General features: G+C 70.2%; 24 protein-coding genes and 4 tRNA genes. 21 read left to right on the plus strand and 7 right to left on the minus strand.

The genetic code is table 11. The annotated features are described in order from the left end of the window. Positions 1-41 precede the first annotated feature (41 nt). Positions 42-602: an SMI1/KNR4 family protein gene (locus STRCI_RS23990; RefSeq protein WP_269661034.1), complete on the plus strand. Its 561-nt coding sequence runs from the start codon at positions 42-44 to the stop codon at positions 600-602. A gap of 84 nt (positions 603-686) precedes the next feature. Here STRCI_RS23990 and STRCI_RS23995 read toward each other — a convergent pair whose 3' ends face one another. Next, positions 687-1,931, minus strand: coding sequence for an APC family permease (locus STRCI_RS23995; RefSeq protein WP_269661035.1), 1,245 nt, complete (start codon positions 1,929-1,931; stop codon positions 687-689). A gap of 189 nt (positions 1,932-2,120) precedes the next feature. Then, complete coding sequence (locus STRCI_RS24000; protein ID WP_269661036.1) at positions 2,121-2,609, minus strand: YajQ family cyclic di-GMP-binding protein; 489 nt, start codon at positions 2,607-2,609, stop codon at positions 2,121-2,123. A 226-nt stretch (positions 2,610-2,835) separates the two neighbouring features. On the opposite strand from STRCI_RS24000, the gene STRCI_RS24005 reads away from it, so the two are divergent. Next, a tRNA-Tyr gene (locus STRCI_RS24005) sits at positions 2,836-2,917 on the plus strand. A gap of 689 nt (positions 2,918-3,606) precedes the next feature. Beyond that, positions 3,607-3,819: a hypothetical protein gene (locus STRCI_RS24010; RefSeq protein WP_269661037.1), complete on the plus strand. Its 213-nt coding sequence runs from the start codon at positions 3,607-3,609 to the stop codon at positions 3,817-3,819. A gap of 7 nt (positions 3,820-3,826) precedes the next feature. Here the strand turns inward: STRCI_RS24010 and STRCI_RS24015 are convergent, their stop codons facing one another. Both STRCI_RS24015 and STRCI_RS24020 read right to left on the minus strand, forming a co-directional pair. Then, complete coding sequence (locus STRCI_RS24015; protein WP_269661038.1) at positions 3,827-4,483, minus strand: SDR family oxidoreductase; 657 nt, start codon at positions 4,481-4,483, stop codon at positions 3,827-3,829. 318 nt (positions 4,484-4,801) lie between these two features. Beyond that, on the minus strand, positions 4,802-6,073 hold the full coding sequence (locus tag STRCI_RS24020) for an amidohydrolase family protein (protein WP_269661039.1): 1,272 nt from the start codon (positions 6,071-6,073) through the stop codon (positions 4,802-4,804). A gap of 320 nt (positions 6,074-6,393) precedes the next feature. Here STRCI_RS24020 and STRCI_RS24025 point away from each other — a divergent pair. The 10 genes from STRCI_RS24025 (at position 6,394) to STRCI_RS24070 (ending at position 12,029) form a co-directional block, all read left to right on the plus strand. Next, a tRNA-Thr gene (locus STRCI_RS24025) sits at positions 6,394-6,466 on the plus strand. Positions 6,467-6,512: 46 nt separating this feature from the next. Continuing rightward, positions 6,513-6,585, plus strand: a tRNA-Met gene (locus STRCI_RS24030). A gap of 90 nt (positions 6,586-6,675) precedes the next feature. Next, entirely contained in the window at positions 6,676-6,840 is a 165-nt protein-coding gene (rpmG, locus tag STRCI_RS24035; RefSeq protein ID WP_003948671.1) for a 50S ribosomal protein L33, read from the plus strand. 148 nt (positions 6,841-6,988) lie between these two features. Beyond that, a complete protein-coding gene (locus tag STRCI_RS24040) occupies positions 6,989-7,441 on the plus strand; it encodes a MaoC family dehydratase N-terminal domain-containing protein (RefSeq protein ID WP_269661040.1) in 453 nt (150 codons plus the stop codon). Between the two features lie 8 nt (positions 7,442-7,449). Beyond that, positions 7,450-7,878, plus strand: coding sequence for a MaoC family dehydratase (locus tag STRCI_RS24045; protein ID WP_269661041.1), 429 nt, complete (start codon positions 7,450-7,452; stop codon positions 7,876-7,878). A gap of 110 nt (positions 7,879-7,988) precedes the next feature. Further along, positions 7,989-8,384: a DUF6193 family natural product biosynthesis protein gene (locus STRCI_RS24050; protein ID WP_269661042.1), complete on the plus strand. Its 396-nt coding sequence runs from the start codon at positions 7,989-7,991 to the stop codon at positions 8,382-8,384. 32 nt (positions 8,385-8,416) lie between these two features. Beyond that, complete coding sequence (locus STRCI_RS24055) at positions 8,417-8,986, plus strand: TetR/AcrR family transcriptional regulator (protein WP_269661043.1); 570 nt, start codon at positions 8,417-8,419, stop codon at positions 8,984-8,986. Between the two features lie 92 nt (positions 8,987-9,078). Then, positions 9,079-10,515 (plus strand): MFS transporter, encoded by a 1,437-nt coding sequence (locus tag STRCI_RS24060; RefSeq protein WP_269661044.1) that lies wholly within the window; start codon positions 9,079-9,081, stop codon positions 10,513-10,515. A gap of 10 nt (positions 10,516-10,525) precedes the next feature. Next, the gene (locus STRCI_RS24065) at positions 10,526-10,906 is read left to right on the plus strand and encodes a DUF3291 domain-containing protein (RefSeq protein ID WP_269661045.1); all 381 of its coding nucleotides are present in this window, start codon (positions 10,526-10,528) and stop codon (positions 10,904-10,906) included. A gap of 7 nt (positions 10,907-10,913) precedes the next feature. Further along, on the plus strand, positions 10,914-12,029 hold the full coding sequence (locus STRCI_RS24070) for a UDP-N-acetylmuramate dehydrogenase (protein WP_269661046.1): 1,116 nt from the start codon (positions 10,914-10,916) through the stop codon (positions 12,027-12,029). 23 nt (positions 12,030-12,052) lie between these two features. On the opposite strand, the gene STRCI_RS24075 is transcribed toward STRCI_RS24070, so the two are convergent. Further along, complete coding sequence (locus STRCI_RS24075; protein WP_269661047.1) at positions 12,053-12,685, minus strand: NAD(P)-dependent oxidoreductase; 633 nt, start codon at positions 12,683-12,685, stop codon at positions 12,053-12,055. Between the two features lie 112 nt (positions 12,686-12,797). Between STRCI_RS24075 and STRCI_RS24080 the strand changes: the two genes are divergently transcribed. Together STRCI_RS24080 and STRCI_RS24085 are read left to right on the plus strand one after the other, a co-directional pair. Continuing rightward, positions 12,798-13,427 (plus strand): TetR/AcrR family transcriptional regulator, encoded by a 630-nt coding sequence (locus STRCI_RS24080; protein WP_269661048.1) that lies wholly within the window; start codon positions 12,798-12,800, stop codon positions 13,425-13,427. 18 nt (positions 13,428-13,445) lie between these two features. Then, a complete protein-coding gene (locus STRCI_RS24085; RefSeq protein WP_269661049.1) occupies positions 13,446-14,138 on the plus strand; it encodes a hypothetical protein in 693 nt (230 codons plus the stop codon). Here the strand turns inward: STRCI_RS24085 and STRCI_RS24090 are convergent. Together STRCI_RS24090 and STRCI_RS24095 are read right to left on the minus strand one after the other, a co-directional pair. Beyond that, positions 14,083-15,123, minus strand: coding sequence for an adenosine deaminase (locus STRCI_RS24090; protein ID WP_269661050.1), 1,041 nt, complete (start codon positions 15,121-15,123; stop codon positions 14,083-14,085). The two genes, STRCI_RS24085 and STRCI_RS24090, sit on opposite strands and share 56 nt — an antisense overlap. A 118-nt stretch (positions 15,124-15,241) precedes the next feature. Further along, positions 15,242-16,465, minus strand: coding sequence for a pyridoxal phosphate-dependent aminotransferase (locus STRCI_RS24095; RefSeq protein WP_269661051.1), 1,224 nt, complete (start codon positions 16,463-16,465; stop codon positions 15,242-15,244). Positions 16,466-16,714: 249 nt separating this feature from the next. Here STRCI_RS24095 and STRCI_RS24100 point away from each other — a divergent pair. The 6 genes from STRCI_RS24100 (at position 16,715) to STRCI_RS24125 (ending at position 20,530) form a co-directional block, all read left to right on the plus strand. Continuing rightward, positions 16,715-16,787, plus strand: a tRNA-Trp gene (locus STRCI_RS24100). A 108-nt stretch (positions 16,788-16,895) separates the two neighbouring features. Next, positions 16,896-17,183 (plus strand): preprotein translocase subunit SecE, encoded by a 288-nt coding sequence (gene secE / locus STRCI_RS24105; protein WP_269661052.1) that lies wholly within the window; start codon positions 16,896-16,898, stop codon positions 17,181-17,183. A gap of 81 nt (positions 17,184-17,264) precedes the next feature. Beyond that, on the plus strand, positions 17,265-18,101 hold the full coding sequence (nusG, locus tag STRCI_RS24110; RefSeq protein WP_269661053.1) for a transcription termination/antitermination protein NusG: 837 nt from the start codon (positions 17,265-17,267) through the stop codon (positions 18,099-18,101). A gap of 155 nt (positions 18,102-18,256) precedes the next feature. Beyond that, entirely contained in the window at positions 18,257-18,691 is a 435-nt protein-coding gene (gene rplK, locus STRCI_RS24115; RefSeq protein ID WP_186281124.1) for a 50S ribosomal protein L11, read from the plus strand. Positions 18,692-18,767: 76 nt separating this feature from the next. Beyond that, on the plus strand, positions 18,768-19,499 hold the full coding sequence (gene rplA, locus STRCI_RS24120; protein WP_269661054.1) for a 50S ribosomal protein L1: 732 nt from the start codon (positions 18,768-18,770) through the stop codon (positions 19,497-19,499). A 161-nt stretch (positions 19,500-19,660) separates the two neighbouring features. After that, positions 19,661-20,530: an SCO4651 family lipoprotein gene (locus STRCI_RS24125; protein ID WP_269661055.1), complete on the plus strand. Its 870-nt coding sequence runs from the start codon at positions 19,661-19,663 to the stop codon at positions 20,528-20,530. The last annotated feature ends 229 nt before the right edge of the window (positions 20,531-20,759 follow it).

The following is a 20,759-nucleotide window of genomic DNA, read 5'->3' on the forward strand; positions in this document are numbered from 1 at the left end:
AGGCCAGCTCGATTGTCAGTGCCGGCTTGCATCATGAACGCATGACCGAGATCGAGCAGTTGCTGGCACGGGTGGCGGCCAAGGCCCACAGCACCCACCCGTGGGGCTGGACTTCCCTCCCCGAGCCCGTCGACGCGGCCGCCCCGGCCCGCGCCGAGGCCGCGCTGGGGTTCCCCCTGCCCCCGCTGCTCACCGAGCTCTACCTGCGCATAGGCGACGGCGGATTCGGCCCGGAGTACGGCCTGTTGCCCCTGCTCGACGGCCCGCCGTCCGGCGAACCCGCCGCCGTCGTGCAGTACCTCGCCAACCGCGAGAGCGGCCGCAAGGACCCCGACTGGCCCTGGCCCGAGGGCGTCCTGCCGATCTCCCACTGGGGCTGCGCGATGTACGCGTGCGTGGACTGCCTCGCCCCCGAGGCCACCGTCCTGCTCTTCGAACCGAACGCCGACACCAGTGACCACGCCTGGTACGTGGACGCACCCAGCCTCGAACACTGGCTGCACACCTGGGTCGAGGGCACCGGCTGGTACGAGGAGACGAACGACGACATGGACCTGGCCCCGTGGACCGACTTCCGCATACGGACGGCGCGGGCCTCGTAGCGCCCCTGGGCAACAGGTCGTCGGAGAGCGCCCTCTTGGGCATCGCGTCCCTGGGAACGGGCGATCGGCTGCCCGTACGGCTCCCTACGCAGCCCGCAGCTTCCGCCGCACCCCGTACGCCACGACCCCCACCACCAGCACACCCGCGCCCACGACCACCGACACCCAGGGCAGCGCGAACGCCAGGACCACGCATCCGAGGAGACCCACCGCCGGCACCGCCCGCGCGGACAGGCTCGAACCGAGCGTCCAGGCCGAGGCGTTCGCCACCGCGTAGTACGCCAGCACACCGAAGGAGGAGAACCCGATGGCCCCGCGCACATCCACGGTTGCGGCCAGCACCGCGACCACCACGCCCACGGCGAGCTCCGCCCGGTGCGGCACCTGGAACCGCGGGTGCACGGCCGCCAGAGCGCCGGGCAGATGCCGGTCACGCGCCATCGCCAGCGTGGTCCGGGAGACGCCCAGGATCAGCGCGAGCAGCGAGCCCAGCGCGGCCACGGCGGCGCCGACCCGGACGACCGGCACCAGACCCGGCACCCCGGCCGCCCGGACCGCGTCGGCCAGCGGAGCGGTCGCGTCCCCGAGACCGTCCGAGCCCAGCACGGTCAGGACGGCCACCGCCACGCACACGTACACCGCCAGGGCGATACCCAGGGCGATCGGGATCGCGCGCGGGATGGTGCGGGCCGGGTCGCGCACCTCCTCGCCGAGGGTCGCGATCCGCGCGTACCCGGCGAACGCGAAGAACAGCAGACCGGCCGCCTGAAGCACCCCGCCCAGACCGCCGGAGGCCCCGATGTCCAGCCGCCCGGCATCGGCCTCCCCGGACGTCAGACACACGACCACCACGCAAGCGAGGACCGCCAGCACCACCGCCACGATCACCCGCGTCAGCCAGGCGGACTTCTGGACACCGCCGTAGTTCACCGCGGTCAGCGCCACCACGGCCGCGACCGCCACGGCGTGCGCCTGGTCCGGCCAGACGTACGCGCCCACGGTGAGCGCCATCGCCGCACAGGAGGCCGTCTTCCCGACCACGAACGCCCAGCCCGCGAGATAGCCCCAGAACTCCCCGAGCCGCTCCCGGCCGTACACATAGGTGCCACCGGAGGCGGGGTACAGCGCGGCCAGCCGCGCCGAGGAGGTGGCATTGCAGTAGGCGACCACAGCGGCGACGGCGAGCCCGATCAGCAGCCCGGAACCGGCGGCGTGAGCCGCGGGCGCCAGGGCGGCGAAGATTCCGGCCCCGACCATCGAGCCGAGCCCGATGACCACGGCGTCGCCCACGCCCAGGGTGCGCCGGAGCCCGGCGGAGGACTGTGCCATGGGCCGAACCCTACTGATCACCGCAACCGCAGGGTGCAGCGAGGACGTCCTCGCCAACAACAGGCGGCCAACAACAGGCGGCCAACAACAGGCGGCCAACAACAGGCGTTCGCCTGAGCACGCCCCCCGAACCGCAGCCAGCAGGCGGGAAGGGTGGGCACCCGCCAGGTGCCCACCCTTTCTCGCGGATTACCGGTAGTTGACGAACTGCAGGGCGAAGTCGAAGTCCTTGCCCTTCAGGAGGGCGATGATGGCCTGGAGGTCGTCGCGGCTCTTGGAGCTGACCCGGAGCTCGTCGCCCTGGACCTGGGCCTTCACGCCCTTGGGGCCCTCGTCCCGGATGATCTTCGCGACCTTCTTGGCGTTCTCCTGGGAGATGCCCTCCTCGATCGTCGCGAAGATCTTGTACTCCTTGCCGGAGAGCTGCGGCTCGCCCGCGTCCAGGGCCTTCAGCGAGATGCCGCGCTTGATCAGCTTGGACTGGAAGACGTCGAGGACAGCGTTCACCCGGTCCTCGGAGTTCGCCTCCATGAGGATCTTGTCACCGGACCACGCGATCGAGGCGCCCACGCCCTTGAAGTCGTAGCGCTGGGAGATCTCCTTGGCGGCCTGGTTGAGGGCGTTGTCGACCTCCTGCCGCTCGACCTTCGAGACGATGTCGAAACTGGAGTCGGCCATGTCCTGTGGCTCCTTGTATCGGGGTCCGTGTCGGGTGCGTATCGGCGTACGTGGGGGCGACCGCCGAGCCCGGCATAGGTCCCGGGCCGCATCCGGACAAGCCTAGCCACCCCCGGTCCTCGGGGCCGAGATCAATCGGGTGGCGAAGCACCCCTCGGCATCGGGTATTGTTTACGTCGTTGCCAGAGAGTGCGGCCGAAGGGTCGTTCGAACGGCAGCAAACCCCGGCGGTGTGCCCGAGCGGCCAAAGGGAGCAGACTGTAAATCTGCCGGCTCAGCCTTCCCAGGTTCGAATCCTGGCGCCGCCACGCTGAGAGAAACCCCCTCTGATCAGGTCCTAGCCTGATCAGAGGGGGTTTCTGTTTTGCTCTCCTCGTCCGGTTCGTCGTGGACGGGACGTGTCCCCCAGGTGTCCCCCGGGGTGATCATGTTCACCAGGCTCATTCCACTCACGGAGAGCCACGTCGATCCGGCAGTTCGCGCGTTCCCACGTCTCCTTCCCCAGGAACTGGGGCGTCGAATTCCGCCGGCCTCAGGCGCTGGGTGTCTCTTCTGCCCTTCCCTGCCAGTAGGCGAGGTTGTGACGAGTGATCAGATGGAGGAATGGTCCTCGCCCAGAACCCGGACTCGGTCGGGCAGCAGCTGCTCGTACGCGGCGGCAGCACCGGCCGCATCTCCCGTCGCCCCCGCCACCCGGCGAGGTTGCTGCGAGTGGTCAGGGTGTCTGGGTGGTCGGGGCCTTGAACTCACCATGGGTGAGGTCGACATGATCCCCACCCTCAACGCCGTACCGCGCCTTCCCGCCCGCCACCGAAACCCCCTCGAACACGGCCGGATCCAGCAACCAGACCGTATCCGCGCAGCCACCCCGGCCACTGGTCGTTCGCAAAAACCCGCAGGTCACGGACAGATGACTCAGCCCGTTGCATCTGGCGATTCGGCCTTCCCAGGGTCGAACTCCTCGGTCGGCGCCCAAGGGGCCAGGCACACTGGGCGCATGTCCGCTCGTCGTAGGAGTTGCCCCGAGTGCCGTCGGGAGATCGCTGTGGTGGCCGGGCGGTTCGCTCGGCATGATCCGGCCGGCGCTCGGGGGAGCGGCGAGCTCGTTTCCTGCCCCGGGTCGCGGCGCATGGCCGAACTCGGGGCCGTCCAGCCGTCGTTGGACGGATATGTCGTGCCGGAGATGCCCGGTCAGTTGCCGTTGTTCTGAGGCGGGCTCAGTTGCCCGCGACCGACTTCACCGCCACCGTCACCGGTGCCGAGCCGCTGACCAGTTCCAGGGTCAGTCCGGCCGTGGCCGGGGTGTCGATCAGTTCCGCCAGGGCGGCGGCCACGTCGTCGCGGGGGATCGGGCCGCGGCCCGTGTGGGCCTCCAGGCGGACCAGTCCGGTGCCTGCGTCGTTCGTCAGCATGCCGGGGCGCAGGATCGTCCAGTCCAGGGCGTCCAGGCCACGGACGTACTCGTCCGCCTCGCCCTTCGCCCGCAGGTAGACGTCGAAGACCTCACTGCCCTCGTGCTTGGCGTTCGCGCCCATCGACGACACGACCACGTACCGGCCCACGCCCGCCCGCACCGCCGCGTCCGCGAACAGGATCGCCGCGTCCTTGTCCACCGTCTCCTTGCGGGACGCCCCGCTGCCCGGCCCGGCGCCCGCCGCGAAGACCGCCGCGTCCGCACCCTGAAGATACGCCGCGACCTCCTCCAGCGACGCCGACTCCAGGTCCAGCAGCACTGGTTCGGCGCCCGCCTCCCGCAGATCGTCGCCCTGTTCGGCGCGGCGGATGATGCCCGCCACCTCGTCCCCGCGCGCGGAGAGCAGCCGCTCGAGTCGCAGCGCGATCTGACCATGACCACCAGCGATGACAATGCGCATGTCTTCGACCGTACGCCCGGACGGCCGCATTCGCCGCACGAGTTCCCTTGGCGCGCAATACCCGGCTCGCGCGCCCTTTCGCGCCGTGGCATGCCCTGCTCGGAAGCACGCCCCGAGCACGTCACACGGCCTCCGAGTACGCCACACGGTCTCCGAGCGCGCCGCGCGCCCCGAGCGCGTCATACGCCCTTCACGCCCGCGCGCCCCAATTCACCTGCGCCCCGCGCACACCCAATCCCGCACGCCCGGCGCGCGACTCGTTTCACGCGCCCCGCGCACCCCCAACTACGCGCGCCCCCCGCCCGCCCCGACCACCCCTCAGGAAACCTCTCCCCGCCCTTGCCGAGGCAGCCCCAACTCCACAGCCGCCGCCGAGTTGCAGTACTCCCGCACCGCGCTCGTCCGCGCCACCACACGCCCCCGGTGGACCACGATCCGGCTGTACGCCAGGGACAGCGCGCCGGAGAGCCGGTCGCCGCGCACGGCGAGCAGGTCGGCGGGGAAGCCCGCCTCGACGCGGATCTCGGGCAGGCCGAGGACCGTCCGCGCGGCCGAACTCACCGTGTCGTAGGCGTCTTCGGGACCGAGGCCGTAGCGGGAGGCGAGAAGGTACGCCGCCTCCAGGGGGTCGCCGCGGCCCACGGGGTTGGACACGTCCCGCAGCGAGCCGCTCCCGGCCGCCACCCGCACCCCGGCCGCGCGCAACAGCCGTACCGGAGCCGTGCCCCGGCGTTCCACGCCGCCGCAGCCGCCCTGGGGCAGGCACACCACCGTCACGCCGGCGGCGGCGAGTTGGTCGGCCGTGCGGGACGCCGCGTCGGCCGGCAGGCGGTCGAGGCCGCCGCAGGGGCCGAGGGTCACTCCGGGGCGCAGTCCGCCCGCCATCGCCGCCAGCCGGGACAGCCGGGCCGGGTCGTCGGCGTCGGTGTGGAGGTCGACGGGGCAGCCGTGCTCGGAGGCCAGTTCCAGGACTGTCTCCGCATAGCCCGTCGGATCGGGGTCCAGGTCGGGACAGCCGCCCACCACCGAGGCACCCATCTTCAGCGCGTCCCGCAGTATCGCCAGCCCGTCCGCGCCGGCCACGCCGGTCAGCAGTCGCGGCATCGCCACCGCGGTCAGTTCGGTGAGCCCGCGCAGCGAACGCCGGGCGCGCAGGACGGCGGACAGGGCGCCGAGGCCCTGGACGTCGCCCACGCGTACGTGCGCCCGGAGCGCCGTTGCTCCGTGGCCGAGTTGGAGGAGCGCGGCCTCCGTCGCCCGGCGCTGGACGTCCTGGGGGTCGTAGGAGACCGGACCGCCCGCGTCGGCGGAGAGCGCGGTGTCGCCGTGGGCGTGCGGTTCGGCGGGGGCCGGGAGGAGGAGGTAGCCGGTGAGGTCCACGCGCGTGCCGCACGCGTGCGTGCCGCTCTCCGTCAGGCTCCCGGCCGTGCCCACCGCCTCGATGCGCCCGCCGCCCAGCCGGACGTCCACGGTGCGGCCGTCGGTGAGGCGTGCCCCGCACAGCAACAGCGCGGCCGGGTCGGACGGCCCCGGGGACGACGAGGACGAAGAGGACGACGAGTGGGGCGGCTGGGGCTGACTGTCAGGCATCGCGCTCCAGGTGCTCGTGCTCGGGACTGCGACGTGCTCGCGGTACTACGCGCGGAACCGCTCCTACGCGCGGAACCACGCGGGGACGCAAGATCACGCAGAGTGAGTCGAGCCTAGGGTGGTGATCCGCTCGCGGCCGGGAGGAGCGCAATAGTCGTACCGGTGTGGTCCGGCGTGCGAGGGCCGCGTGAAGAGGCCGTGGTGGTGACGGCTGAGGCGCCTGGGAAGCCCGCCGGATCGGGGTGCCGATCGGGGCGCCGAGGGTGCCGCGAAACGGATTTGGGTGAACGGCGGCGGAGCGTGTAATGTCTTCATCGCTCGCCCCAATAGCTCAGTCGGCAGAGCGTCTCCATGGTAAGGAGAAGGTCAACGGTTCGATTCCGTTTTGGGGCTCTGGTGTGAAAGGTTCTCGTCGCGAGGCGGGAACTGATCGCATCAAAGCGGTGTAGCTCAGTCGGTAGAGCAAGCGGCTCATAATCGCTGTGTCACCGGTTCAAGTCCGGTCACCGCTACTGACAGTAGCCGATTGTGGGGTCGGTCCTTCGATCGGCTACTCTTTCTTGCGTTAATTCAGTCCTATCCGTTCGTCAAGGAGCACTCACGTGGCTGCCACCGACGTCCGCCCGAAGATCACGCTGGCCTGCGTGGAGTGCAAGGAGCGGAACTACATCACCAAGAAGAACCGGCGTAACAACCCGGACCGACTGGAGATGAAGAAGCACTGCCCGCGTTGCAACGCGCACACCGCGCACCGCGAGACGCGATAAATCAGGCTCGTACGACGAGGCCGTCCCCGTAACAGGGGGCGGCCTTGCGTCGTTTCGTCGGCCGGAACCGAGCGGTAACCCCTCGTCCGGCCCGACGGGATCAGAGCAGACCGGGAAGTCACAGCAGACAACAGGAGGTGCCGAGCCCATGGCGCTCGACCAGTCCTTCGTCGGGCGGACCTATCCGCCCACCGCCCCCTACGAGGTCGGTCGCGAGAAGATCCGTGAGTTCGCGGAAGCGGTGGGGGACGCCAACCCGGCGTACACGGACCCGGAGGCCGCCAAGGCGCTCGGTCACCCCGATGTGATCGCCCCGCCGACCTTCGTCTTCGCGATCACCTTCAAGGCGGCCGGCGAGGTCGTCGCCGACCCCCAGCTCGGCCTGGACTACAGCCGGGTGGTGCACGGCGACCAGAAGTTCGCCTACGCCCGTCCGGTGCGTGCCGGGGACCGGCTGACGGTCACCTCGACCATCGAGGCGATCAAGTCCCTCGCGGGCAACGACATCCTGGACATCCGCGGCGAGGTCCACGACGAGGCGGGGGAGCACGTCGTGACCGCATGGACGAAGCTGGTCGCCCGCGCGGCCGAGGAGGCGTGAGCAACACCATGACGGCGAAGATTTCGTACGGCGACGTCGAGGTCGGCACCGAGCTGCCCGCGCAGACGTTCCCTGTGACCCGTGCCACGCTCGTCCAGTACGCGGGCGCCTCGGGCGACTTCAACCCGATCCACTGGAACGAGAAGTTCGCCAAGGAGGTCGGGCTGCCGGACGTCATCGCGCACGGCATGTTCACCATGGCCGAGGCGATCCGGGTGGTGACCGACTGGGCCGGTGACCCGGGCGCGGTCGTCGAGTACGGCGTCCGCTTCACCAAGCCCGTCGTCGTCCCGAACGACGACCAGGGCGCCACGATCGAGGTCAGCGGCAAGGTCGCGGCCATGCTCGACGACAACACGGTCCGCGTGGACCTGACGGCGACCAGCGCGGGCCAGAAGGTGCTGGGCATGTCACGGGCGGTCGTCCGCCTGGCGTGACGGCACGCGCGTGGCTGTGATGTAAGGGGCGTCCTCCCTTGAGGGGCGCCCCTACATGCTGGGTCCCCAGCCGGGCTCCAACTGCTGATGCCGACAAGCAAAATGAGCCCGTGGACACAGACGAACGCGCCGCCGCCCTGGTAACGGCAGCCTGGCAGGCCATACGGGACGACCATCGCGTACGGGCCGACCTGTGGGAGGCGGCTTACACAGAACCCCGCCTCCGGCAGCTCTTCCCCTGGTCCGGAATGGGCGAGCTCCACTTCAGCCGCTGCACCGGCTCGCGCTGGACCTGGGACATCCCCTTCGTCATGCCCGCCACCGCGAGCGCCTACCTGGTCGCCGGCCCGCTCCGGACCCAGGTGGTAGGCCCGGTGGCCACCGCCCTGGAGGCGGCCGCCATGGTCGTCCAGCGGCTCCCCGCGGGCTGCGGCCCCGCCTTCCTCGGTACGCCGGAAGAACTGGCAGCCCACGAAGCCCGGCACCGGCGGCACCTCGGCCCTTGACGAAGTTAGTGATTGAGTACTAACTTTCAAACATGGTCAGGATGAGCGCAGAGGAGCGGCGCGAGAGCGTCATCCGCGCGGCGATGAGCGAGTTCGCCCGCGGTGGCTACCACGGCACGTCGACCGAGGCGATCGCCAAGCGGGTCGGTGTCTCGCAGCCGTATCTCTTCCGGCTCTTCCCGGGCAAGAAGGCGATCTTCCTGGCGGCGGCGGCGCGCTGCGTCGAGGAGACCATCCGCACCTTCGCGGAGGCCTCCGAGGGACTGGAGGGCGAAGAGGCCCTGCATGCCATGGCGAACGCCTACACCAAGGTCATCGCCGAGCACCCGGAGCGGCTGCTCATGCAGATGCAGACCTACGTCGCCGTAGGGGCCGCCGAGGAGGAGGGCGACCACGAGTTCGGCGCGGCGGTGCGCGACGGCTGGATGCGACTGTGGGACACCGTGCACCTGCCGCTCGGTGCCGACGTCAACGAGACGACGACGTTCCTGGCGTACGGCATGCTCGTCAACTGCCTGGTCGCCATGGGATTCCCGCCCGAGCACCGGGTGTGGGAGGGGCTCTACCCGTCCGCCCGCACCAAGGGGCGGCTCGAACACTGAGGCACAAGGAAGGCGTTTTTGGCGCCTTTTCATGATCGTCGAAGTTAGTCATCAATTACTAACCGAACCGCTGAGCACCCTCTGGGGGAGAGATGTCACAGCAGACCGCACCTCGTGGAGGACCCCTCTGGGCCCTCGTCATCACCAGCGTCGCCGGATTCATGGCGGCCCTGGACAACCTCGTCGTCACCACCGCGCTGCCCTCCATCCGGGAGGACCTGGGCGGGGGACTGCACGACCTGGAATGGACGGTGAGCGCCTACACCCTCACCTTCGCCGTCCTGCTGATGTTCGGCGCGGCCCTCGGCGACCGCTTCGGGCGCCGCCGGCTCTTCCTCGTCGGGATCACGATCTTCACCGGCGCCTCCGCCGCCGCGGCCATGGCACCCGGCATCGACTCCCTGATCGCCGCCCGCGCGGTGCAGGGCGTCGGCGCGGCGATCATGATGCCGCTGACGCTGACTCTGCTGACGGCCGCGGTGCCCGCCGCCAAGCGCGGGATGGCGTTCGGGATCTGGGGCGCGGTCAACGGGCTCGCGGTCGCCTCCGGGCCGCTCATCGGCGGCAGCCTCACCGAGCACATCTCCTGGCAGTGGATCTTCTGGCTGAACGTTCCGCTGGGCCTGATCCTGCTCCCGCTCGCCCGCCTTCGCCTCGCCGAGTCCCACGGCACCGGCGCCCCGCTCGACCTCCCCGGCACCCTCCTGGCCAGCGGCGGCCTCTTCGGCATCGTCTACGGCCTGGTCCGCGGCCCCGCCGACGGCTGGGCCGCGCCCCTGGTCCTCACCGGTCTCTTTGCCGGCGGCGCCCTGCTCGTCGGCTTCGTCCTCTACAGCACCCGCGCCAAGAACCCGATGCTGCCGATGCGGCTGTTCCGCTCCCGTGCCTTCTCCGGGATCAACGCCGCGAGCATGCTGATGTTCCTCGGCATGTTCGGCTCGATCTTCCTGCTCAGCCAGTACATGCAGGGCGTGCTCGGCTACTCGCCCACCGAGGCGGGACTGCGGATGCTGCCCTGGACCGGTATGCCGATGCTGGTCGCGCCGATCGCCGGCATCCTCTCCGACCGGATCGGCGGCCGCCCGGTCGTCGCCACCGGCCTCTTCCTCCAGGCCGCCGGCCTCGGCTATCTGGCCTACGTCATCACCGCGGACGCCTCCTACGGCATCCAGCTGCCCGGACTGGTCATCAGCGGCGTCGGCATGGCCCTGTTCTTCGCACCGGCCTCCGCTCTGGTGATGTCCAGCGTCCGGGCCTCGGAACAGGGCGTCGCCTCCGGTGCCAACAACGCGCTGCGCGAGGTGGGCGGCGCGCTCGGCATCGCCATCATGTCGTCGATCTTCGCGGCCCAGGGCGGCTACGAGACCGGACAGACCTTCGTCGACGGGCTGAAGCCCGCCCTGGTGACCGGCGCCTCGCTGGTCGCCGTCGCCGGAGTCGCCGCCCTGTGCATCCCGGGCCGCAGGCGCGCCGAGCGCGTCGAGAGCCAGGACGCGCCCGCCCCCGTACTCGAGACCGCCGGCCGCTGAGGAGGACACCATGCCCACGCTTCCCTGGACCGTCCCGAACACCCCGCCCACCGGCGCCGAGGTGCATGTCTTCGCCTCCCGCTTCGAGACCCGCAGCCGCTGGGGCGCGCTGAAGTTCTTCCTCCGCACACCCGGCGTGTGGCGGCAGGTCAGCCGGGCGCCCGGCGCGTACGGCGCCGCCCTGAAGGCGCAGCCGCTCAAGCGGACCTTCTGGACCCTGTCCGCCTGGGAGTCGCCGCAGGCCCTCAAGACCTTCGCCCGCTCCGGCACCCACGCCCCGACCTCCCGGGGCCTGGCCCCCCTCATGCGGGACGCGAAGTTCGCCACCTGGACGGCGAAGAGCGACGAGCTCCCGCTCGACTGGGCCGAGGCCGCCCGCCGGCTGAGCTGAGCCCTGGATGCCGTACCGAAGACGGCCCCGCCCTGACCGGTGGGGCCGTTCTCGTACCCTTGAGCGCGTGCAGGAACTCCACGATGCCCCGCTCGCCCCGCTGACCACCTTCCGACTGGGCGGACCGGCCACCCGGCTGGTCACCGCCACCACCGACGCCGAGGTGATCGCCGCCGTCCGCGAGGCCGATGCCGCGGGCACGCCGCTGCTGCTCATCGGCGGCGGCTCGAACCTGGTCATCGGCGACAAGGGGTTCGAGGGCACCGCGCTCGTCATCGCCACCGAGGGACTCGAGATCCACGGCACGCGCGTGGAGCTCGCCGCGGGCGAGGTGTGGACCGACGCCGTCGCCCGCACCGTCGAGGCGGGACTCGCCGGGGTCGAGTGCCTGGCCGGCATCCCCGGCTCGGCGGGCGCGACCCCGATCCAGAACGTCGGCGCGTACGGCCAGGAGGTCTCCTCCACCATCACCGAGGTGATCGCCTACGACCGCCGCGGCGGCGAGACCGTCACGCTGACGAACGAGGAGTGCGCCTTCTCCTACCGCCACAGCCGCTTCAAGGCGGACCCCGAGCGGTATGTCGTGCTGCGCGTCCGGTTCGAGCTGGAGGACGCCGCCGGGCTGTCCGGGCCGATCAAGTACGCCGAGACCGCCCGCGCCCTCGGTGTCGAGCCCGGTGAGCGGGTGCCGCTCGCCTCCGCGCGGGAGACCGTCCTGAAGCTGCGCGCCGGGAAGGGCATGGTCCTGGATCCCGAGGACCACGACACCTGGTCCGCCGGATCCTTCTTCACCAACCCGATCCTCACCGACGAGCAGTTCGCGGCCTTCCACGCGCGCGTGAAGGAGCGGCTCGGCGACGGCGTGCAGCCCCCGGCCTACCCGGCGGGGGAGGGACACACCAAGACCTCCGCCGCCTGGCTGATCGACAAGGCGGGCTTCACCAAGGGCTACGGCAGCGGGCCCGCGCGGATCTCCACCAAGCACACCCTCGCCCTCACCAACCGGGGCGCGGCGACCACCGAGGACCTGCTGGCGCTGGCCCGCGAGGTCGTCGCCGGAGTCCGCGAGGCCTTCGGGATCACGCTGGTCAACGAGCCGGTGACGGTGGGCGTCAGCCTCTAGGCCCAGTCGGCCCAGGGCAGGGGTCAGTAGGCCACCCCCACCCCCTGCTTCACCGTCCCCGCGTCCTCGGTCATCGCCAGCATCGCGTGCGCCACGTCCGCGCGGCCGATGAAGCGGCTCCTGGCCGGGGTGCCGCCGACCACTGTGCGGTACATCCCGGTGAGCGGCTTGTCCTGGAGCCGGGGCGGGCGTACCGAGGTCCAGTCCACGGCGCTGCGGGCGAGCTCGGCCTCCATCTCCCTGAGGTCGTCGTAGACGCCCTTGAGGACCGCGGAGACCGCGGCGCGCATCGCGCGGTCGAGGGGCCCGTCCTGTGCCGCGGCCGGTCCGAGCGGGGCCGCGCTCACCACCAGCAGCCGCCGGGTGCCCTCGGCCTCCATGGCCCGCAGCACCGCGCGGGTGAGCCGGGCGGTGACCCCGGCGTCCTTGCGGCTGCGGGCGCCGAGGCCGGACAGCACCGCGCCGCGGCCGGCCACCGCGGGACGTACGGCCTCCGGGTCGGTCAGATCCGCGCGGAACACCTCCAGGCCCGCGCCCGTCACCGGGAGCCGCGCGGGATCCCGTACGACCGCCGTCACCTGGTGCCCGGCGGTCAGCGCCTGCCGGACGATCTCCTGGCCGATGCCGCCGGTGGCACCGAAGACCGTGAGCTTCATGGCCTCTCCCCACTACGCCGTGAATTGGTGGGTGAGTATTCACTCACCCCTGCCTTGTCTCTAGGGTGGGTAAGTACTCACCCACTCGTCAACCCCGGTAAGGTCCCCATCCGTGGAATCCGCTCAGAAGCCCGCCCGCGTCCGTATCCTCGACGCCGCCCATGACCTGATGCTCACCGTCGGGCTCGCCCGGGCCACCACCAAGGAGATCGCCAAGGCGGCCGGATGCTCCGAGGCCGCGCTCTACAAGTACTTCGAGAGCAAGGAAGAGCTGTTCGTCCGGGTCCTCAGCGAGCGGCTGCCCCGGCTGACACCGCTGCTCAGCGGGCTCACGGCCGAGCCCGGGACCGGCACCCTGGAGGGCAACCTGACCCGGATCGCCCGGCAGGCGGCCCTCTTCTACGAGCAGAGCTTCCCGATCGCCGCCTCCCTGTACGCCGAGGCACAGCTCAAGCGGCGGCACGACGACGCGCTGCGCAAGATCGGCGCGGGCCCGCACATGCCGATCGAGGCCCTGGACGCCTATCTGCGCGCCGAGCGGACCGCGGGCCGCGTCCGGGCGGACGCCGACACCTTCGCGGCCGCCTCCCTGCTCCTCGGCGCCTGCGCCCAGCGCGCCTTCGCCTACGACGCCACCCCGGACGGCAGACGCCCGCCCGTGGACGACTTCGCCGCCCGGCTCGCCCGGACCCTGCTGAGCGGAATCTCCGTTGCGCCGGACGACGCCGGCCCCCGACCCTGAGGGCATGAGGCATCGCACATGCGGCTGAGGCTGACCGAGTTCAGACCCCGGACCGGACCGTACGAACACCGCGTCGTCCAGCCCCGCACCCCCCTGCGCCACACCTCACTGACGGCGCCCGACCCCATCGGCATGCTGTTCGGTGACCACGACGGCCTGAGCCGGCTGGCCGGACTCTTCTCCTTCGCCGCCTGCTCCCGGCACACGATCGTCCACGTTCCGCTGCGCGACGGAGTCCCGCCCGACGAGGGCGTGGGCGAGCGCGTCGACCTGGTCCTCGCCCACCACACGCTGGGTCTGCGCCCCAGCCAGTGGCCCGCGCTGCGCGCCAGGCTGCGCCAGGGCACCCCGCTGACCGTCGGCACCGACGAGGCGCGCACCGCGAGGGACGCCAAGACCTGGCAGGAGCGACGGGACCGCGACGACATGCGGCACGTCACCCACGCGCGGACGTTCTTCCTGTTCGGCAGCCGGGACGTGTTCGCCCAGACCGCCTCCGAACTCGCCCGCGCGGCAGGCCTCGGGCCGCATCAGAAGGGCGTCGCCAAAGGACGCTCGACGATGATGGGCTGCCTGGCGCTGGTCCAGCCGCCCGGCGGAGGGCACCCCGTCGAGGTCCTGATCTGCTTCAAGCCCTATCCGCCGTACGCCCACTTCAGGCGGCCGGGCGAGTCAGCCACTCGTCCACACCGGACAGCAGCCGCGCCTTGACCTCCTCCGGCGCCGCGGACGCCCGTACCGACTGCCGGGCCAGTTCCGCCAGTTCCGCGTCCGTGAAGGCGTGGTGCCGGCGCGCGATGTCGTACTGGGCCGCGAGCCGGGAGCCGAAGAGCAGGGGGTCGTCCGCGCCCAGGGCCAGCGGGACACCGGCCTCGAACAGGGTGCGCAGGGGAACGTCCCCCGGCTTCTCGTAGACGCCGAGGGCCACGTTCGACGCCGGGCACACCTCGCAGGTCACGCCCCGGTCGGCCAGGCGCTTCAGCAGCCGCGGGTCCTCCGCCGCGCGCACGCCGTGGCCGATCCGGTCGGCGTCCAGGTCGTCCAGGCAGTCGCGGACCGAGGCGGGGCCGGTCAGCTCGCCGCCGTGCGGGGCGGAGAGCAGTCCGCCCTCGCGGGCGATGGAGAACGCCCGGTCGAAGTCGCGGGCCATGCCCCGCCGCTCGTCGTTGGACAGCCCGAAGCCGACCACGCCCCGGTCCGCGTACCGCACTGCCAGCCGTGCCAGCGTGCGGGCGTCCAGCGGGTGCTTCATCCGGTTCGCCGCCACCAGGACCCGCATCCCGAGCCCCGTCTCCCGCGACGTCGTCTCCACCGCGTCCAGGATGATCTCCAGCGCCGGGATCAGCCCACCGAGCCGGGGCGCGTACGACGTCGGGTCCACCTGGATCTCCAGCCAGCCCGAGCCGTCCTTCAGATCCTCCTCGGCCGCCTCGCGCACCAGGCGCTGAATGTCCTCGGGCTGCCGCAGGCACGAGCGCGCCGCGTCGTACAGCCGCTGGAAGCGGAACCAGCCCCGCTCGTCCGTCGCCCGCAGTCGGGGCGGCTCCCCGCTCGTCAGGGCTTCCGTGAGCACCTCGGGCAGGCGCACGCCGTACTTGTCGGCCAGTTCCAGGACGGTGCCGGGCCGCATCGATCCGGTGAAGTGCAGGTGCAGATGGGCTTTCGGCAGCTCAGAGACATCACGTACACGCTCCATCCCAGGATCCTGCCGTACGCAACCGCCGTCCCGGTACCGCTTTCCCCGTTCGTGGTCTTGCTCGCACAAAGAAACAGGGCACCCGGGACGCCCCCGGGTGCCCTGCGCGAAGCCTCGGCTACCTGGCCTCGGCCAGCAGCTTCTGGATCCGGCTGACGCCCTCGACGAGGTCCTCGTCACCGAGCGCGTACGACAGCCGCAGATAGCCCGGCGTGCCGAACGCCTCGCCCGGGACGACCGCGACCTCGGCCTCCTCCAGGATCAGCTCGGCCAGCTCCACGCTGCTCTGCGGACGCTTGCCGCGGATCTCCTTGCCCAGCAGGCCCTTGACCGACGGGTACGCGTAGAAGGCGCCCTCGGGCTCCGGGCAGAGCACGCCGTCGATCTCGTTGAGCATCCGCACGATCGTCTTCCGGCGGCGGTCGAAGGCCTCGCGCATCGTCGCGACCGCGTCCAGGTCACCGGAGACGGCGGCGAGCGCGGCCACCTGCGCCACGTTCGAGACGTTCGACGTCGCGTGCGACTGGAGGTTGGTCGCGGCCTTCACCACGTCCTTCGGGCCGATGACCCAGCCGACCCGCCAGCCGGTCATGGCGTACGTCTTGGCGACACCGTTGACCACGACGCACTTGTCGCGCAGCTCGGGCAGCAGCCCCGGCAGGGAGACCGCGGCGGCGTCGCCGTAGACCAGGTGCTCGTAGATCTCGTCCGTCATCACCCACAGGCCGTGCTCGACGGCCCAGCGGCCGATCGCCTCGGTGTCGGCCTCGCTGTAGACGGCGCCGGTCGGGTTGGACGGCGACACGAACAGGACGACCTTGGTCTTCTCCGTGCGCGCGGCCTCCAGCTGCTCCACGGAGACGCGGTAGTTGGTCGTCTCGTCCGCGACGACCTCGACCGGGACACCGCCGGCCAGGCGGATGGACTCCGGGTACGTCGTCCAGTACGGCGCCGGGACGATGACCTCGTCGCCCGGGTCGAGGATCGCGGCGAAGGCCTCGTAGATCGCCTGCTTGCCGCCGTTGGTGACCAGGATCTGCGAGACGTCGGGCTCATAGCCGGAGTCGCGCAGCGTCTTGGCGGCGATCGCGGCCTTCAGCTCGGGCAGACCGCCGGCCGGGGTGTAGCGGTGGTACTTGGGGTTCTTGCACGCCTCGATGGCGGCCTCGACGATGTAGTCGGGCGTCGGGAAGTCGGGCTCACCGGCGCCGAAGCCGATCACCGGTCGCCCGGCGGCCTTGAGGGCCTTGGCCTTGGCGTCCACGGCGAGGGTGGCGGACTCGGAGATCGCGCCGACTCGGGCGGAGACCCGGCGCTCGGTGGGAGGGGTTGCAGCGCTCATGGGCCCATCGTTCCAGACCCGAAACAGGCCCGGCACGCGGGTTTCACAGACTGAACAACGACTGAACAACCGTCCGGATCCACCGCGCACGCTGGGCGATCTTTCATCCCCAAGGCGCCTACGGGCACTTTCTGTTCGACGAGGGGCCCGAGACCACGTACACTCTCACCTCGTTGGCCTTCAGCAGCCCGCACTCATACGGTGCACACCGAGCACCCGTCCGGATGCGGTACGTTGGGGAACACACAAAGGGTCGTAGCTCAATTGGTAGAGCACTGGTCTCCAAAACCAGCGGTTGGGGGTTCAAGTCCCTCCGGCCCTGCTACACACACCTTCGCCAGGATGTGTGCGCATGTACGTACAGCAATGCACCGCCGTGCGGCTCAGACCGGGCGCGGCACGGCCACGACCCGGAATCAGGTGAGGACGAGTGACGGACGCCGTGGGCTCCATCGACATGCCTGATGCCGAGGACGAAGCGCCGGATTCCAAGAAGAAGACCCGCAAGGGCGGTAAGCGTGCCAAGAAGGGCCCGCTGAAGCGCCTTGCCCTCTTCTACCGGCAGATCGTCGCAGAGCTCCGCAAGGTCGTCTGGCCATCGCGCAGCCAGCTGACGACTTACACGACCGTGGTGATTGTCTTTGTCGTCATCATGATCGGCCTGGTGACCGTGATTGACTATGGGCTCGACCACGCCGCCAAGTACGTCTTCGGCTGAGCAAGGAGCGAAGGGCGCCGCGGTTACCGGCGCCCCTTTTCGCATGTTCCACCCCTATGTATCCAGGAAGAAGCAGCCACCGTGTCTGACCAGAACCTGAACGACGCCGTCGAGCCGGACGAGACCGTGTCCGTGGAGGACGAGCTCGACATCGTCGAGGGCGCGGACGAGGACCTGGACGAGGTCGAGGCTGCCGACGCCGAGGCGGGCGAGCCCGCCGAGGAAGCGGCCGTGCACGTCGAGGACGAGACCGAGGCCGAGGCCGAGGAAGAGCCGGTCGAGGAAGAGCCGGCCGAGCCGGTCGACCCCGTCGCCGCCCTGCGCGAGGAGCTGCGCACCCTGCCCGGCGAGTGGTACGTCATCCACACCTACGCCGGGTACGAGAACCGCGTGAAGACCAACCTGGAGCAGCGCGCCGTCTCGCTCAACGTCGAGGACTACATCTTCCAGGCCGAGGTGCCGCAGGAAGAGGTCGTCCAGATCAAGAACGGCGACCGCAAGACCATCCGCCAGAACAAGCTCCCCGGCTATGTCCTGGTGCGCATGGACCTGACCAACGAGTCCTGGGGTGTCGTCCGCAACACCCCCGGCGTCACCGGCTTCGTGGGCAACGCCTACGACCCGTACCCGCTGACCCTGGACGAGATCGTCAAGATGCTCGCCCCGGAGGCCGAGGAGAAGGCCGCCCGCGAGGCCGCCGAGGCCGAGGGCAAGCCGGCTCCGGCCCGCAAGGTCGAGGTCCAGGTGCTGGACTTCGAGGTCGGCGACTCGGTCACCGTCACCGACGGTCCGTTCGCCACGCTCCAGGCGACGATCAACGAGATCAACCCCGACTCCAAGAAGGTCAAGGGTCTGGTGGAGATCTTCGGTCGCGAGACCCCGGTCGAGCTGAGCTTCGACCAGATCCAGAAGAACTGACTCTTTCTGGACGAACGCTTCCGAGCAGGTCAGGCATCGCCTGACCTGCTCGGTTTTTGGCCGCGCATCCATACCCGTTATCGTTGTGCGGTATGCCTGCGTCCGGGTGGTCCCCGGGTGCGGGCAGGACCCGAATCGAAAGGACCCGGAGAGCTATGCCTCCCAAGAAGAAGAAGGTCACGGGGCTCATCAAGCTCCAGATCCAGGCCGGTGCCGCCAACCCGGCTCCGCCGGTCGGCCCCGCGCTGGGTCAGCACGGCGTCAACATCATGGAGTTCTGCAAGGCCTACAACGCCGCGACCGAGTCGCAGCGCGGTTGGGTCATCCCGGTGGAGATCACGGTCTACGAGGACCGCTCCTTCACCTTCGTGACCAAGACTCCGCCGGCCGCGAAGATGATCCTCAAGGCCGCGGGCGTGGAGAAGGGCTCCGGCGAGCCGCACAAGACCAAGGTCGCCAAGATCACCGAGGCGCAGGTCCGCGAGATCGCCACCACCAAGATGCCCGACCTCAACGCCAACGACCTGGACGCCGCCGCGAAGATCATCGCCGGCACCGCCCGCTCCATGGGCATCACGGTCGAGGGCTGAACCCCAACCTCCCAGCAGTAGTGGCAGGGCCTGCTCGGCCTGGACCACAACTCCTAAAGAAACCCCAGGAGCAGTAGTGAGCAAGCGCAGCAAGTCTCTCCGCGCTGCGGACGCCAAGATCGACCGGGACAAGCTCTACGCCCCGCTCGAGGCCGTCCGTCTCGCCAAGGAGACCTCCACGACCAAGTTCGACGGCACCGTCGAGGTCGCCTTCCGTCTGGGTGTCGACCCGCGCAAGGCCGACCAGATGGTCCGTGGCACCGTGAACCTGCCGCACGGCACCGGCAAGACTGCCCGGGTCCTGGTCTTCGCGACCGGTGACCGTGCTGCGGCCGCGGAGGCCGCGGGCGCCGACATCGTCGGCTCCGACGAGCTCATCGACGAGATCTCGAAGGGCAACCGCCTCAACGAGTTCGACGCCGTCGTCGCCACCCCGGACCTCATGGGCAAGGTCGGCCGCCTCGGCCGCGTCCTCGGCCCGCGTGGTCTCATGCCCAACCCGAAGACCGGCACCGTGACGCCCGACGTCGCCAAGGCGGTCAACGAGATCAAGGGCGGCAAGATCGAGTTCCGCGTCGACAAGCACTCGAACCTGCACTTCATCATCGGCAAGGCGTCCTTCGACGACGCCAAGCTGGTGGAGAACTACGGCGCGGCCCTGGAGGAGATCCTCCGTCTGAAGCCGTCCGCCGCCAAGGGTCGCTACATCAAGAAGGCCGCCATCACCACCACGATGGGCCCCGGCATTCCGGTCGACCCGAACCGCACCCGCAACCTCCTCGTCGAGGAGGACCCGGCCGCCGTCTGAGCGCCCGAGGCCTGACGGGCCCCGCACCTTTCGAGGTGCGGGGCCCGTTCCCGTTTCCGGACCCTGCCGGGGCCGCCCGGAATTCAAGGGACCGCTTTGCTACTGATCGGTTAGGCTCGCGTTCCGCTGTGAATCGCTCAAGTGTTCCTGGGGGGAACCGAATGACTGCTGTACGACGTTCCGCGCGCCGTAGGACGATCGGTGCCGGGCTGGCCGCCGTGGCCCTCGCCGCGGGCGCGGTGAGCTGTTCCAAGGGCGATGCCGAGGGGACGGCCGGGGACTCCCCGAAGATGACGCCCGCGGCCGCCGTGGCCAAGGCCGCGAAGAACTCGGACGACATCACGTCCCTGCGCTACCGCATGACGGGTGAGGTGCCGGAGCAGGGCCGGGTCAAGGCCGAGGCGTCCATGCGCATGAAGCCCGATGTGGCGATGAGCATGAAGATGACGGCCCTGGACCAGGGGGCGGACGGCTCCGCCGAGATCCGGCTCGTCGACAAGGCCATGTACATCGGCGGCAACGCCGAGATGGCCAAGGAGATGGACGGCAAGAGCTGGATCAAGTTCGACATGTCCGCGCTCGGCGGCGAGGACCTCGGCGGGGGCGCTCCCGGGGCCGGCCAGGCCGAGCAGAACCCGGCCACCGAGTCCACCTTCCTCACCGGCGCCAAGGACGTGAAGAAGCTCGGCACCGAGAAGGTCGACGGCGTCGAGACGACCCACTACCAGGGCACCGTCACGCTCGACACGCTCCGCGACTCCTTCAAGGACGAGGACAAGGAGACGCGCGAGAAGCGCGAGAAGAGCATCAAGCAGTACGAGGACATGGGCGTCGACGAGATGACCATGGACATGTGGATCGACGGCGACGACCACACCAAGCAGTTCCGGATGAAGGGCGAGGCGGACAAGGGCCGGCTCGACCTCACCATCACCTTCCTCGACTACAACAAGCCGGTGACCATCAAGGCCCCGCCCGCCAAGGACACCATGGACCTGGCGGACATGATGAACGATCTCGAGAGCAGCTGAGCGGCGTAGGACCGGATTTGCTTGACGGGGATCCGGTCGCGTACGCTCCTACAGAAGCCAAAGACCGCTGGTCGTTGCCGTGCGCTCGCAAGAGGGTGCGGTGGCCGAAGGATCCGCTGAACTGCGGACGACCCGCGCAGGTGACTGTGGAAGTGCTCCCGGAGCCCCTTTCAGGGGATTGCCGGTCGAGCTACGCCCCGAGCGCCTGCGCCGGGGCGTTTCGTTTTCC

It is taken from the genome of Streptomyces cinnabarinus, assembly GCF_027270315.1.
GTDB lineage: Bacteria > Actinomycetota > Actinomycetes > Streptomycetales > Streptomycetaceae > Streptomyces > Streptomyces cinnabarinus.

Coding starts and splice junctions, on each gene's coding strand:
- STRCI_RS23990 (WP_269661034.1), top strand. CDS start 42: ATGACCGAGATCGAGCAGTTGCTGGCACGGGTGGCGGCCAAGGCCCAC.
- STRCI_RS23995 (WP_269661035.1), bottom strand. CDS start 1,931: ATGGCACAGTCCTCCGCCGGGCTCCGGCGCACCCTGGGCGTGGGCGAC.
- STRCI_RS24000 (WP_269661036.1), bottom strand. CDS start 2,609: ATGGCCGACTCCAGTTTCGACATCGTCTCGAAGGTCGAGCGGCAGGAG.
- STRCI_RS24010 (WP_269661037.1), top strand. CDS start 3,607: ATGTCCGCTCGTCGTAGGAGTTGCCCCGAGTGCCGTCGGGAGATCGCT.
- STRCI_RS24015 (WP_269661038.1), bottom strand. CDS start 4,483: ATGCGCATTGTCATCGCTGGTGGTCATGGTCAGATCGCGCTGCGACTC.
- STRCI_RS24020 (WP_269661039.1), bottom strand. CDS start 6,073: ATGCCTGACAGTCAGCCCCAGCCGCCCCACTCGTCGTCCTCTTCGTCC.
- STRCI_RS24040 (WP_269661040.1), top strand. CDS start 6,989: ATGGCGCTCGACCAGTCCTTCGTCGGGCGGACCTATCCGCCCACCGCC.
- STRCI_RS24045 (WP_269661041.1), top strand. CDS start 7,450: ATGACGGCGAAGATTTCGTACGGCGACGTCGAGGTCGGCACCGAGCTG.
- STRCI_RS24055 (WP_269661043.1), top strand. CDS start 8,417: ATGGTCAGGATGAGCGCAGAGGAGCGGCGCGAGAGCGTCATCCGCGCG.
- STRCI_RS24060 (WP_269661044.1), top strand. CDS start 9,079: ATGTCACAGCAGACCGCACCTCGTGGAGGACCCCTCTGGGCCCTCGTC.
- STRCI_RS24065 (WP_269661045.1), top strand. CDS start 10,526: ATGCCCACGCTTCCCTGGACCGTCCCGAACACCCCGCCCACCGGCGCC.
- STRCI_RS24070 (WP_269661046.1), top strand. CDS start 10,914: ATGCCGTACCGAAGACGGCCCCGCCCTGACCGGTGGGGCCGTTCTCGT.
- STRCI_RS24075 (WP_269661047.1), bottom strand. CDS start 12,685: ATGAAGCTCACGGTCTTCGGTGCCACCGGCGGCATCGGCCAGGAGATC.
- STRCI_RS24085 (WP_269661049.1), top strand. CDS start 13,446: ATGCGGCTGAGGCTGACCGAGTTCAGACCCCGGACCGGACCGTACGAA.
- STRCI_RS24090 (WP_269661050.1), bottom strand. CDS start 15,123: ATGGAGCGTGTACGTGATGTCTCTGAGCTGCCGAAAGCCCATCTGCAC.
- STRCI_RS24095 (WP_269661051.1), bottom strand. CDS start 16,465: ATGAGCGCTGCAACCCCTCCCACCGAGCGCCGGGTCTCCGCCCGAGTC.
- rplK (WP_186281124.1), top strand. CDS start 18,257: ATGCCTCCCAAGAAGAAGAAGGTCACGGGGCTCATCAAGCTCCAGATC.
- STRCI_RS24125 (WP_269661055.1), top strand. CDS start 19,661: ATGACTGCTGTACGACGTTCCGCGCGCCGTAGGACGATCGGTGCCGGG.